This is a genomic window from Clostridium sp. UBA5988, assembly GCF_002435615.1.
Classification (GTDB): Bacteria; Bacillota; Clostridia; order Clostridiales; family Clostridiaceae; genus Clostridium_J; species Clostridium_J sulfidigenes.
In genome coordinates, this window is sequence record NZ_DJBA01000075.1 from 15,763 (window position 1) to 27,795 (window position 12,033).

Annotated in this window: 15 protein-coding genes; 12 read left to right on the forward strand and 3 right to left on the reverse strand. The window is 28.0% G+C overall.

Annotated features, from left to right (window positions below; all coding sequences use genetic code 11):
• The first annotated feature begins 25 nt into the window (after nt 1-25).
• The 3 genes from B3J31_RS15540 to B3J31_RS15550 all read left to right on the forward strand — a co-directional run bounded on the left by B3J31_RS15540 (nt 26) and on the right by B3J31_RS15550 (nt 1,931).
• Nucleotides 26-565, forward strand: a complete 540-nt coding sequence (locus tag B3J31_RS15540) for a 2'-5' RNA ligase family protein (protein WP_346867377.1) — start codon at nt 26-28, stop codon at nt 563-565.
• A 36-nt stretch (nt 566-601) separates the two neighbouring features.
• Nucleotides 602-1,141: a DUF402 domain-containing protein gene (locus B3J31_RS15545; RefSeq protein WP_346867376.1), complete on the forward strand. Its 540-nt coding sequence runs from the start codon at nt 602-604 to the stop codon at nt 1,139-1,141.
• A gap of 265 nt (nt 1,142-1,406) precedes the next feature.
• Nucleotides 1,407-1,931, forward strand: a complete 525-nt coding sequence (locus B3J31_RS15550) for a biotin transporter BioY (RefSeq protein WP_346867375.1) — start codon at nt 1,407-1,409, stop codon at nt 1,929-1,931.
• A 50-nt stretch (nt 1,932-1,981) separates the two neighbouring features.
• On the opposite strand, the gene B3J31_RS15555 is transcribed toward B3J31_RS15550, so the two are convergent.
• A complete protein-coding gene (locus B3J31_RS15555; RefSeq protein ID WP_346867374.1) occupies nt 1,982-2,245 on the reverse strand; it encodes an ATP cone domain-containing protein in 264 nt (87 codons plus the stop codon).
• Between the two features lie 247 nt (nt 2,246-2,492).
• Between B3J31_RS15555 and B3J31_RS15560 the strand changes: the two genes are divergently transcribed.
• A complete protein-coding gene (locus B3J31_RS15560; RefSeq protein WP_346867373.1) occupies nt 2,493-3,416 on the forward strand; it encodes a DMT family transporter in 924 nt (307 codons plus the stop codon).
• Nucleotides 3,417-3,494: 78 nt separating this feature from the next.
• On the opposite strand, the gene B3J31_RS17050 is transcribed toward B3J31_RS15560, so the two are convergent.
• Complete coding sequence (locus tag B3J31_RS17050) at nt 3,495-4,061, reverse strand: metal-dependent hydrolase (protein WP_414632875.1); 567 nt, start codon at nt 4,059-4,061, stop codon at nt 3,495-3,497.
• A 321-nt stretch (nt 4,062-4,382) separates the two neighbouring features.
• Between B3J31_RS17050 and B3J31_RS15565 the strand changes: the two genes are divergently transcribed.
• From B3J31_RS15565 to B3J31_RS15585, 5 genes are all read left to right on the forward strand, one after another.
• Nucleotides 4,383-6,386, forward strand: coding sequence for a S9 family peptidase (locus B3J31_RS15565; protein ID WP_346867372.1), 2,004 nt, complete (start codon nt 4,383-4,385; stop codon nt 6,384-6,386).
• Nucleotides 6,387-6,430: 44 nt separating this feature from the next.
• Nucleotides 6,431-6,772 carry a hypothetical protein gene (locus B3J31_RS15570; RefSeq protein ID WP_346867371.1) on the forward strand — a complete coding sequence of 114 codons (342 nt, stop codon included), beginning with the start codon at nt 6,431-6,433 and terminating at the stop codon, nt 6,770-6,772.
• Nucleotides 6,773-6,864: 92 nt separating this feature from the next.
• Nucleotides 6,865-7,344 carry a peptide deformylase gene (gene def, locus B3J31_RS15575; protein ID WP_346867370.1) on the forward strand — a complete coding sequence of 160 codons (480 nt, stop codon included), beginning with the start codon at nt 6,865-6,867 and terminating at the stop codon, nt 7,342-7,344.
• Between the two features lie 359 nt (nt 7,345-7,703).
• On the forward strand, nt 7,704-8,096 hold the full coding sequence (locus B3J31_RS15580) for a hypothetical protein (protein WP_346867369.1): 393 nt from the start codon (nt 7,704-7,706) through the stop codon (nt 8,094-8,096).
• A 6-nt stretch (nt 8,097-8,102) separates the two neighbouring features.
• Nucleotides 8,103-8,669, forward strand: a complete 567-nt coding sequence (locus tag B3J31_RS15585; protein ID WP_150842373.1) for an NAD(P)H-dependent oxidoreductase — start codon at nt 8,103-8,105, stop codon at nt 8,667-8,669.
• Here the strand turns inward: B3J31_RS15585 and B3J31_RS15590 are convergent.
• On the reverse strand, nt 8,666-8,860 hold the full coding sequence (locus B3J31_RS15590) for an aspartyl-phosphate phosphatase Spo0E family protein (RefSeq protein WP_035133703.1): 195 nt from the start codon (nt 8,858-8,860) through the stop codon (nt 8,666-8,668). The genes B3J31_RS15585 and B3J31_RS15590 overlap by 4 nt on opposite strands.
• Before the next feature lie 346 nt (nt 8,861-9,206).
• On the opposite strand from B3J31_RS15590, the gene B3J31_RS15595 reads away from it, so the two are divergent.
• The 3 genes from B3J31_RS15595 to B3J31_RS15605 all read left to right on the forward strand — a co-directional run bounded on the left by B3J31_RS15595 (nt 9,207) and on the right by B3J31_RS15605 (nt 11,993).
• Complete coding sequence (locus tag B3J31_RS15595) at nt 9,207-9,407, forward strand: DUF896 domain-containing protein (protein WP_035133744.1); 201 nt, start codon at nt 9,207-9,209, stop codon at nt 9,405-9,407.
• Nucleotides 9,408-9,469: 62 nt separating this feature from the next.
• The gene (gene hprK, locus B3J31_RS15600; RefSeq protein ID WP_150842374.1) at nt 9,470-10,381 is read left to right on the forward strand and encodes an HPr(Ser) kinase/phosphatase; all 912 of its coding nucleotides are present in this window, start codon (nt 9,470-9,472) and stop codon (nt 10,379-10,381) included.
• A gap of 175 nt (nt 10,382-10,556) precedes the next feature.
• A complete protein-coding gene (locus B3J31_RS15605) occupies nt 10,557-11,993 on the forward strand; it encodes an aminopeptidase (RefSeq protein WP_207656676.1) in 1,437 nt (478 codons plus the stop codon).
• Nucleotides 11,994-12,033 lie beyond the last annotated feature (40 nt).

Sequence of the window (12,033 nt, forward strand, 5' to 3'; positions counted from 1 at the left end):
AATATATATCTGGATAGGAGTAGCTATGGGTAATGATATAAAAAGATGTATAATGATATTTCCAGAGTTTCAAAATATAAATACAATTAATGAAATAAGAGAAACTTATGATCCTTTTGTAAATAATGTGAGCCCTCATATAACGTTAGTCTTTCCTTTTGAAAGTAAAATTAAAGAGTACCAATTGAAGAATTGGATGAATGAAGCATTAAAGGGTGTAAAGCCCTTTAATGTGGAACTTGAAGGAATAATAAAAATTAGCAGTGATTCAAGTTTATATTTATGTTTAGAGGTAAAGAAAGGCAAAGAAGAGATAAGAGAAATTCACAGTAGATTATATGATGGAATACTTAAGGCGTATAAGCCACAGTGGTTAAGTCAGGTTGAATTTATACCTCATATGACTATTGGTAAATTTAGTTCTGAGGAAGAGCTAAATATTGCGTATAAAAAAATTGGAAACGTGAAAGAAAAGTTTTTTTCTAAGGTGGACAAGATATCTGCAGAAATTGTAGTTAAAAATGATAGATCGATTAGGGAAATAGAGATTAATTTACAAGAGTAGATTATATTAATAAGCATTATAAGGAGACGATATATAATGAAGAGAAGATTTGCTAATAAGCCAGATTGGAGTAGAGTATTAAGGAAAGAGTTTAAAATTGAATTCATAGATAATGAAGAGTTAAGAGGATATATATCAAGTATCCATATGAAAGAGATAACAGAACCCTTAATTATACAAACTAAGGGTGTGGATTATTGTATTGTGGATAAGGAATATTCTTGGATTCAGTATTTTCCAGAAAATAAAAACTATGTATTAACAGTTATGATTGATGAAAAACACAATATAATTCAATGGTATTTTGACATTTCAAAAAAATATGAACTTACTGAGGATGGAATACCTTTCTATGATGATTTATTTTTGGATATAGTAGTGTTAACTACAGGAGAAGTAATTTTATTAGACGAAGAGGAATTAGAGGAGGCTTTAAATAATAAGGAAATAACAGAAAAACAATATAGAGATGCAAAAGAACAGGCTAAGGAACTTATTGTATGGATAAATAAAAACTTTGAAAAATTATATGAACTTACTAAGAAATATTATAACCATTTACAAAATATTTCTTAGGAAATATATTACATATAAGAAGTGTTTTGTATAAGATACCTCTGAGCATGTTTCAAACAAAGTTGAACATTTCATAAGGATTCGTGTAATATTTTTTAGTAGAGGTACAATTTAAAAAATCCACAAAAGAAATTGTAAACCTAATCTTAATAAAAGGATTACAATTTTCGCAAAAGCTATAGAATTGGATGTACACATATGTTAATATATGAGGGAATAAATATTTGAAATAAATATAATAAGTATTAATATGGGAGGTACAACATTGAAAATTACAACTAAGAACATTATATTATGCGCTATTTTTGCTGCATTAACAGCTATTCTCTCACAAATATCAATACCACTGCCATTTACTCCTGTTCCTATAAATCTTGCCATGATATCAGTTTTTATTGCAGGAGGCTTGTTAGAATCTAAGATAAGTGCAATTAGTCAATTGGTATATGTAATAATTGGAGCTATTGGAGTTCCTGTTTATGCAAACTTTACAGGGGGGCTTGGAATTCTAGTTGGTCCTACAGGAGGATATATAGTAGGATATATTATAATTACAATTATAATTGGAGTTATAGTTAAAAGGTTAGGGAACAGTATATATTCTTATACAGTGGCTATGGTAGTAGGTATCTTAGGATGTTACTTCGTAGGAACAGTATGGTTTATGTATATAACTCAAAATGGACTAATAGAGGCGTTGATTATGTGTGTAGTACCATTTTTAATTGGAGATATGTTAAAAATCATTTTATCAGTATTCTTAGTTAAAAAGTTAAAAAAATATGTATAGAGGATCAATAAAAGCACAGTAGATACTGTGCTTTTTTAACTGATTTAGGATTAAAGTATATTTAGCATATATGACTCAGCTATATTTTTATATCCATATTTAATTAATGCTTCTACTACAATACTTCTTACTTCATAACCAGTAGTTATTTCTCTAGATAAAGATATTAAGATTGACTCTACATCTGAAACAATTAGTTCTAGTTCTTTAGAGTTAAGTTGAATATCTACATCAGAGCCAGCATTTTCAACACTAGTTTTAATTTTTGATGGTTCAAAGGAAACAACCTTTCCATTCTTCTTTATAAATTTCATTTAAACGCCTCCTTACTATAGTTATTATTCACACATAAGTTTATTTATAGTAATTATACACTTAAATATATAATAATAACATATATTTAAGTAATAAAATTATAGTACTAATAAAATTTTATTTAAAAGAGGAATAATGAAAAATTTGTAGAATTTAATAAGTATATGTTAAAAAACATATAGATTATTCATTATGAGAAATAAATTTTCTCATAATGAAAAAGGTTTAAATTGAAAGGGGATTATTATGACTAAGACTCAACTAAAAGCAAATATTTTACTTCTACTTACAGCTGCAATATGGGGCTTAGCATTTGTAGCTCAAAAGGTAGGAGCAGAACATGTAGGAGCTTTTACATATAATGGTATTAGGTTTGCCCTTGGAGGTATATCGTTGATACCCTTAATTTTATTTTTAAATAAGAAAAAGGGAGAAAATGAGAAAACCCAAAATGATGATAGAGATTCTTTAAAACTTACAGTTAAAGCTGGGATAATTGCGGGTTGTGCCTTGTTTATAGCAACAAGTCTTCAGCAAATGGGAGTTATGGGTACAACTGCCGGAAAGGCTGGTTTCATTACTGGACTCTATATGGTTATAGTTCCTATATTAGGATTATTTTTAAAGCAAAAGGTTAATAAAAGTACTTGGATAGGAATAGTTATAGCAATTATTGGATTATATCTATTAAGCATTAATGAAGATTTTTCTATATCAAATGGTGATTTATTAGTATTAATAGGATCTGTAGGATGGGCTATACATATTTTATTAATTGACAACTTTACTAAAAAAATAGATCCATTAAAGTTATCAAGTGTACAATTTGCTACATGTTCAATTTTAAGTTTAGTAATGGCTATTATATTTGAAGATATTAATATGGTAGGGATTTCTGGAGCTATGGTATCAATATTATATGGTGGCCTTTTATCTGTAGGAGTTGCCTATACTCTTCAAGTAGTAGCACAAAAAAATGCAAAACCGTCACATGCAGCTATACTTCTTAGCATGGAATCTGTATTTGGTGCATTAGGAGGTGCTATGTTCTTAGGAGAAAGAATTGGTGCTAGAGGCTTAGTTGGATGTATACTTATATTTATAGCTATAATAATTTCTCAACTAAAGCCTTCAGAAAAAGGTTCAAAAGATATGGCAGAAAATATTTAATATTATATTAAAGCTTGTACTATAGCTACTGCAATTATGAATGTAGTAGATTATAATACAAGCTTTATTCATATTAGGTTATAGTAGAAAATAAATATAAATTTTATAAATATAATATGATAATGGTAGTAAATATAAAATCTTTAATATTTTATTAAAGATTTTTTCACCTATTGAATTAGTTTTAAGATTAAGGAAATTAATATTAATTTTTAGTGGAAATAATAATTCTACTCCTTGGTGAGTAAATAAATCTAGAAATATATGTGATGCATACCCAAACCAAAAGCCATAGCATAATATTTCTATTACAACATTCCAGTTGCTTATGTAAATAAAAAAAATATAAACTATATATAATACTATTAAACACAATAAACTATGAGTAAAACCTCTGTGTTTAAATTTTTTACCTAAGGATTTTGAAATTAACGGATATCTTTTGCTTATATAAGAACTTTTAAGATCTATATCAGGAAAGAGTGCTCCAATATTTACTGCGCGAAAATATAAAATTATCAATAATAACTGATAAATTAATAGGTAATTGTTTAAGTTCTTTAGGATCATTGGGTAAATAGTTATAACTCCAATTAAAAATCCACCAGATTCATGTGTTTGTTTTGTCATTTTTTCACCTGTCATCTTTTGTTTTACTACTAATTATTAAAGCTATAATATCTGCTCAGTAGTTAAATACATTATATATTAATTATAGGATTACGTACATATGTTTTTGTGATATGTATGATAAAATTTTGATAATGTAACTCTATATAAATCAAGTAAGTGAAATTTAAAAAAGATGTTTGTTTTATTGTTCTGCAAGGAATAAAGCTGTACAATGATTAATTAGTTTAGTTTAAGAAAAAAATAGTGAAGTATGTTAATAAGGGAAATTATAATAATTACAATGAAGTTAAAATATGGTATAATTATTTCAATATGTAATTGGGGGGGAGCGCCATGAAAAACATTCAACTAGAAGATTTTACAAAATATAATTTTTTATCATCTCTAAACTATTCACCAAAGGGAGATTCGGCTTGTTTTGTAGTATCTAATTGTAATTTAGAGGATAACACATATGATTCTAATTTGTGGCTTTATGATTTAACTTTAAATAAGTATCATCAATTGACTGCTTTTAATAAAGAAAGAAGTTATATATGGCTCCAAGATAATGAGACTATATTATTTCAAGGAGTAAGAGATAGTAAGGATAAAAAGAAACTTGAAGATGGTGATGAATTTACTCAATTCTACAAGTTAAATATCCGTGGTGGAGAAGCTGTTAAGGCTTTTAAAATTCCTATGTTAGTTGATACTATAGTTGAGGTGGATGAAGATACATTCCTATTCACGGGGATTCATAAAGTAGGGGGAAAAAGTTCAATTGGACTTTCTGATGCTGAAAAAGCTGAGGAATTAAAGTGTAGAAAAGAAGAGAAGGACTATGAAGTTTTAGATGAGATTCCATTTTGGAGCAATGGTGGTGGATTCACTAATAAAAAGAGAAGTGGATTATATAAATATGTAGTAAGTACAGAGGAGATAAATTTAATAACTGATGAGTATACTTCGGTTATGTCATTAGAATTAAGTGAAGATAAAAGTAAGGCAGTATTTGCTGCAAGCTCCTATAAAGATAAGGCAGAAATTAATGATGAGCTATATATTTATAATATTAAATTAGATAAGCTTTCTTTAATTAACGGAGAAGAAAAATTTTCTTATAGCTATGTAAATTTCATGGATGAAGATAAATTAATAGTACTTGGAAGTGATATGAAAGAGTATGGAATTAATGAAGATGGTAAATTCTATCTAATAGATATAAATACTAAGATTAAAACCTTATTAACTCCAGATTTTGATAAAAGTACATGGAATTCTGTAGGTTCAGATTGTAGATATGGAGGAGGAAAATCTATTGTAAGAGATAGTAAATACTTATATTTTATAACTACAGAAATAGATAGTTCTTATATAAACAGAATCAATATAGATGGAAATATAGAAAAAATAAGTTTCAATAAAGGGTCTGTAGATTGTTTTGATATTAAGAATGGTAATATATTATTTATAGGCCTTAGAAATCAAAAGTTACAAGAAATATATTCTTTAAAAGATGATATAGAGTGTGAAATTTCAAAATTTAATCAGTGGATTCATGATGAATTAAAAATCTCGAAACCAGAAAGAGTTGAGGTTGAAACAGAACCAGGTGTTGTAATAGAAGGATGGGTATTAAAACCTGTAGACTTTGAAGAAAATAAAAAATATCCTGCTATTTTAGATATTCATGGTGGACCTAAAACTGTGTATGGTGAAGTTTTTTATCATGAGATGCAACTTTGGGCTAATATGGGGTACTTTGTATTCTTTTGTAACCCAAGGGGTAGTGATGGTCATGGGAGAGCTTATGCAGACATTAGAGGAAAATATGGAACTATTGATTACCATGATATAATGACTTTTACGGATATAGTTTTAGATAAGTACAAAAATATTGATGTAAACAATGTAGGGGTAACTGGTGGATCTTATGGAGGATTTATGACTAACTGGATAATTGGTCATACTGATAGATTTAAAGCTGCAGCATCTCAAAGAAGTATATCTAACTGGATTTCTAAGTTTTGCACTACAGATATAGGGTTTTATTTTGTAGATGATCAAAATGGTGGGACTCCATGGAGTAATGTGGATAAATTATGGTATCATTCACCGCTTAAATATGCAGATAAAGTTAAGACACCAACTTTATTTATACATTCAGAAGAAGACTATAGATGTTGGTTAGCTGAGGGTATACAGATGTTCACAGCTTTAAAATATCATGGAGTTGAAGCTAGACTTTGCATGTTTAGAGGAGAAAACCATGAGCTTAGTAGAAGTGGAAAACCTAAGCATAGAATAAGAAGAATTACAGAAATAACAAATTGGTTTGAAGAACATTTAAAATAATTGAATGAATTGTAAATGAAAAAATTCAGAATAGGAGGAGTAATATGGCTATGACTTTTAAACTTATTTCCTTGATTTTAATAATAATCTATGGTGGATTATCTATGTTTGCTTGTGCTATGGCCATCAAAGAAAGCAGAGAAAGTATTTTCCCTAATTTATTGATGATTACAGGAAGCATAGCTATTTTACTTGCTTCTATTACACAGTTTAAGAGTGGAAATAATATGTTATATATACTTTTGTTAGGATTGATATCAATACATGTAGCTGCAATAATTCATGGATATAAATTATTTAATAAGCTGAATTTAAAACATCATATACTAAGGGGATGTATTTCTTTGATAATTTTATTATGCTATTATGTAGGTTATTTTTCTTAGTATTTTAGTAAAACACTGAAAACATAGGATGAAAAATATATAAAAATATGTTTTAATATACTTATGAAAGAATATGAAAGGGGTAACTTAAGATGGCAGTAAAGAAGATAGTTCAATATGGAGATGAACATTTAAAAAGGGTTAGCGATACTGTAGTTGAGATAAATGAAGAAATAAGAGAGTTAATACAAGATTTAAAGGATACATTATCAACGGTTGAAGGTATTGGACTTGCAGCACCACAAATTGCTGTAAACAAAAGAGTTATATTAATTGACTTAACGCCTGATAATTCTTCGCCTTTAATACTAATTAATCCTAAAGCTATTATAGTATCTAAAGAAACAGCTAGAGATTATGAGGGATGTCTTAGCTATGTGGGGTATGAAGGATTGGTTGAAAGACCTACAAAAATGATAGTTGAAGCATTAAATGAAAATGGTAAACTTGTAAAGTATGAAGTAGAAGATTTTATGGCAAGAGTTTTTTGTCATGAGATGGACCATTTAGAAGGAATTCTTTATATGGAAAAAGCTGATGAAATGTACGAATTAGTGGAAGGTAAAGAATAAAAGTTATTTATTGGTAATATGAAAATAGGTGGGACTGTTAAATGGTTATTTATAAATATAACCTTTTAACAGTTCTTATTTATTTTGTGAACTTAAAGTTATTATAAATAACTTTAAATAGACTATTTTAAAACTTTCATATAGATTTATACTAAAATTTAGATTATTATATAATAAAGGTAAAATTTAAGCTTTATTATATATAATAAGTAAAATATAGAGTATAAAGAAATACCTAAAAAAATATAAATTTATAAATTCAGTTAATTAAAGAAATCTTGCATATAGAGACTTAGAAATGCAGAAATTAAGTAAATGTAGTAGAAATATAACAAATAAAAATAAAGGAGTACTATATTATGAATAAACAAGAAATTATTGAGATTTTAGAAGATAATGCTTTAGAAAATATTATAGAAGTAAAAAAGCATGATCATTGCTTCATAGTTAAATTTTCTTACGAATTTGACGAGTTAGAAATTGAAGGAGCTAGAGAATTTGCAAATGAAGATTGTGATGAAAAAAGAGAAGGAGAACAATGGTATGAAGAGTACTTTCTACCTTATTTAAATGATACTGCAATAGATAATATTAATGATATAGTAGATGAAATTTCAGAGGAGTATGATTTAGATTATGAAATGCTGTCTTATGAGCTTTCTGAAGATGATTATGATTCAATGAATTTTTTAGTTGCATTTTATAGAGAAGTTTTACCTGTAGATATTGATGAATTAATTATGGAGTTATAATTAATTATGAAAAAAATAATCATAATAAATGGTTCTCCAAATAAAGAAGGTCACACAAATAAAATAGTAGATTCAATTTTGAAAGGTATTAATCTCAACGTGGAGATAAAGTATATTAATTGCTATGATATGAATATTAATCCCTGTATTGATTGTAAATATTGTAGTAAAGTATTAGGTGAGTGCTCAATTAAAGATTCCATGACGGATATTTATAAACATATACAAGAATGTGATATAATCATTTTAGCATCTCCTATGTATTTTGGTATGTTTCCATCACCATTAAAATCATTGATAGATAGGTGTCAAGTGCTCTGGAGTAAAAAGTTTATTTTCAAACAAAATACAAAAGAACGAAAACAGGGTATATTTATATTTAATGGGGGCAGTTCATGGAATAATATGTTTACCCCTATGGAAACTATAGGTAAATATTTTTTTAATACCCTTAACTGTGATATTTCATTTAAGCTATATATTGACAATACAGACAAAAATTATAATTATATTAATAAACATTATGATGATATTTTAAAATGTCAAAACATGATAAATGTAGAAGTGCATTAGGCTAATTTCTTATGTTTTTTATCATTATTAGAATTATTACTCATCTTTTGATATTCTACGATATATTCATCTAAATGTTGAGAGCATATTACAACAATATTATCTGTAGGTCTCTTAAATCTAAGCAGTACATGTAGTAGTAGTTTAAAAGATTTAATTTTTTGATTTAGGAATTTAAATTTTAATAACATACCATCACATCCTTAAACTTTATATTTTTATTTTAACAGAGATATAGCATAATGTTAATGATTATTAATAGTCAAATTCATATTAAGTTTTACAAAAATCACCATAAAAGCGATAAATATATCATAAAAAACTTATAAGTAAATATATGAAGATGACTTAAAGCCATTTCTCGGATATCAAAGTAAATATAATAATACATTTTGCGACACGCAGCAAATATAAATTTAAAATAATTAAAAAAATACCTATAAATAATACTATAATTCACATCATAGTAATTATTTGGTGGATATTACTATATAATCATATAATAGACTATTAGGAGGAAAAATGGATAAAGAATATATAAATATTGATAATATGAAAATAGAAGAAGTTATTGAGGAAATAAACTTTTTATATAAAAAGAGCCAAGAATCTGGTTTAACAGAAGCTGAAAAAAATAGACAGCAAGTTTTAAGAAGAAGGTATATAGATAATGTTAAAAGAAATTTTAAGGCTCAAATTAGTGGATATAAACCTGTAGACCCAAAACATAATAATTAGTAAAATAGAATTTAGGTAAACAATAATTATAAATGCAAGGTATGAGGTAGGGGAGGCACAAGATGGGAGTAAAAGTTTTAGATTTGGTTAACAACTATAATTTAGAGGTTTTAGTAGAAGGAGATTTAGAATCTAATATTGTGGTAAGTGAGATAAATAGGCCTGGATTACAATTTGCTGGTTTCTATGATTATTTCGATAATAAGAGAATTCAAGTTGTAGGTAAAACTGAGTGGAGTTATCTAAAGTGTCTTGATCCAGAAGTAAGGATACGTAGAATAAAAAAATACTTTTCTTTCCCAATACCTGGAGTAATAATTACAAGTGGATTAAAAGTACATGATGAATTTTTAGAAGAAGCAAGAAATAAAAATGTTACTGTTCTCAGAAGTATTGATAAGACTACAAAATTCATTAATAGGGTTAGTAATTTTTTAGACTCAGAGTTAGCTCCAGAAACTAGGCTCCATGGTGTTTTAGTAGATGTGTACGGAATTGGCATATTGATTATAGGAGAAAGTGGAATAGGAAAAAGTGAAGCAGCATTGGAACTTATTAAAAGAGGTCATAGGCTTGGAGCTGATGATGCAGTAGATATTAAAGAAATAGATGGAAAGTTATATGGGTCTTGTCCTTATATAACTACTGGAATGCTTGAAGTTAGAGGCATGGGAATTATTGATTTATCAGCAATTTATGGTAGTAGCTGTATAGTTTCTCAAAAAAATATTAACTTAGTTATTTCTTTAGTTAATTGGGATGTAAATGATAAATATGAAAGACTTGGAGTAGATAAAGAGTATATGGAGATACTAGGGGTTGAAGTAGAGAAAATAGTGTTACCTTTAAAGCCAGGCCGTAATATAGCGGTTATAATCGAAGCTGCAGCAGCTAATTTTAGATATAATGCCACATCAAATTGTACTGCGGTAGAAACAATTGAAAAGCGAATCATGGATAGTCAAAATTCTTAAGAGGTTTAGTGCAAAAAATATAATTTAAAGAATAATTTTATAAAAATTTTAAGTTGTATTAGTCACTTACTTATAAAGTTTACTATAATAAATTTAAATATAATATACATTTGAAATTTTCACAAATTTGAATTGTAAATCAATTTCAGTTGAGTTAATATAAAAGTATAATTATATGACTATGATTTTATTGGGAGGGATTTTAGTGGAAGATTTAAAAAAATTAGAAAAGAAATATGAATTGGTCTGGGATAAATACGGAAAGGAAGACCTTGATAAGGCATTCGAATTATCAGATAGATATATAGATTTTATGTCAAAGTGTAAAACTGAAAGAGAATGTGTTACTGAATTCATAGAAATGGCAGAAAAAGACGGATATTTAGATATAAATCAGTGCATAGCTGAAGGAAGAAAGCTTAAAGCTGGAGATAAAGTTTATGCAAATTGCATGGGAAAAACTCTTGCATTATTCTTAATAGGAACAGAACCTATAGAAAAAGGTTTTAAAATATTAGGAGCACATGTTGACTCACCAAGACTTGATCTAAAGCAAAATCCATTATATGAAGATTCAGATTTTGCAATGCTTAAAACTCATTACTATGGAGGAATTAAAAAATATCAGTGGGTTACTATACCTCTAGCAATTCATGGTGTTGTGATTAAAAAAGATGGAAGTGTAGTGAACATAGTTATAGGTGAAGATGATAGGGAGCCAGTAGTAGGAATATCAGATTTACTAGTTCACTTATCTGCAGATCAAATGGCTAAGACATTAGCTAAAGGAATCGAAGGCGAAAGTCTAAATGTATGTGTTGGATCTATACCAGTAGAAGATAAAGAAGCTAAAAATAGAGTTAAACTTAACATATTAAGACTTCTTAATGAAAAATACGGAATTACAGAGGAAGACTTTGTATCAGCAGAACTAGAGGTTGTTCCAGCAGGAAGAGCTAGAAGTTATGGTTTAGATAGCTCAATGGTTATGGCCTATGGTCATGACGATAGAATATGTGCATATACTTCTTTTGAAGCAATGATGAAAATTAAGAATACAGATAAAACTTGTATCACATTACTTGTAGATAAAGAAGAGGTTGGAAGTCAAGGTGCTACAGGAATGCAGTCAAGATTCTTTGAAAACACTGTAGCAGAACTTGTAAACCTTGTTGAAGATTATAGTGAACTTAAAGTTAGAAGAGCACTTGCAAATTCTAAAATGCTTTCTTCAGACGTAAGTGCAGCTTTTGATCCAAATTATCCATCAGTAAGTGAAAAGCAAAATAATGCATTCTTCGGTAAGGGTGTAGTATTCAATAAATATACTGGAGCAAGAGGAAAAGGTGGATGTAATGATGCAAATCCGGAATTTATTGCTCAATTAAGAAGAGTAATGGATAAGCATAATGTTTATTGGCAAACATCAGAACTTGGAAAAGTTGACCAAGGCGGCGGTGGTACTATAGCATACATTCTTGCTGAATATGGAATGGAAGTTATAGATTCAGGTGTAGCTCTACACAATATGCACGCGCCATGGGAAATTGCAAGTAAAGCAGACATATATGAAACTTGCAGAGCTTATGAGGCATTTTTATTAGATATATAATTTAAATAGTTGTGAAAAATATAAAAGGTGGAAGAAATAT

What these genes read in the sequence shown, in the direction of transcription:
- B3J31_RS15540 (WP_346867377.1), top strand. Translation starts at nt 26, where the DNA reads ATGGGTAATGATATAAAAAGATGTATAATGATATTTCCAGAGTTTCAA.
- B3J31_RS15545 (WP_346867376.1), top strand. Translation starts at nt 602, where the DNA reads ATGAAGAGAAGATTTGCTAATAAGCCAGATTGGAGTAGAGTATTAAGG.
- B3J31_RS15555 (WP_346867374.1), bottom strand. Translation starts at nt 2,245, where the DNA reads ATGAAATTTATAAAGAAGAATGGAAAGGTTGTTTCCTTTGAACCATCA.
- B3J31_RS15560 (WP_346867373.1), top strand. Translation starts at nt 2,493, where the DNA reads ATGACTAAGACTCAACTAAAAGCAAATATTTTACTTCTACTTACAGCT.
- B3J31_RS17050 (WP_414632875.1), bottom strand. Translation starts at nt 4,061, where the DNA reads ATGACAGGTGAAAAAATGACAAAACAAACACATGAATCTGGTGGATTT.
- B3J31_RS15565 (WP_346867372.1), top strand. Translation starts at nt 4,383, where the DNA reads ATGAAAAACATTCAACTAGAAGATTTTACAAAATATAATTTTTTATCA.
- B3J31_RS15570 (WP_346867371.1), top strand. Translation starts at nt 6,431, where the DNA reads ATGGCTATGACTTTTAAACTTATTTCCTTGATTTTAATAATAATCTAT.
- def (WP_346867370.1), top strand. Translation starts at nt 6,865, where the DNA reads ATGGCAGTAAAGAAGATAGTTCAATATGGAGATGAACATTTAAAAAGG.
- B3J31_RS15580 (WP_346867369.1), top strand. Translation starts at nt 7,704, where the DNA reads ATGAATAAACAAGAAATTATTGAGATTTTAGAAGATAATGCTTTAGAA.
- B3J31_RS15585 (WP_150842373.1), top strand. Translation starts at nt 8,103, where the DNA reads ATGAAAAAAATAATCATAATAAATGGTTCTCCAAATAAAGAAGGTCAC.
- B3J31_RS15590 (WP_035133703.1), bottom strand. Translation starts at nt 8,860, where the DNA reads ATGTTATTAAAATTTAAATTCCTAAATCAAAAAATTAAATCTTTTAAA.
- hprK (WP_150842374.1), top strand. Translation starts at nt 9,470, where the DNA reads ATGGGAGTAAAAGTTTTAGATTTGGTTAACAACTATAATTTAGAGGTT.
- B3J31_RS15605 (WP_207656676.1), top strand. Translation starts at nt 10,557, where the DNA reads ATGACTATGATTTTATTGGGAGGGATTTTAGTGGAAGATTTAAAAAAA.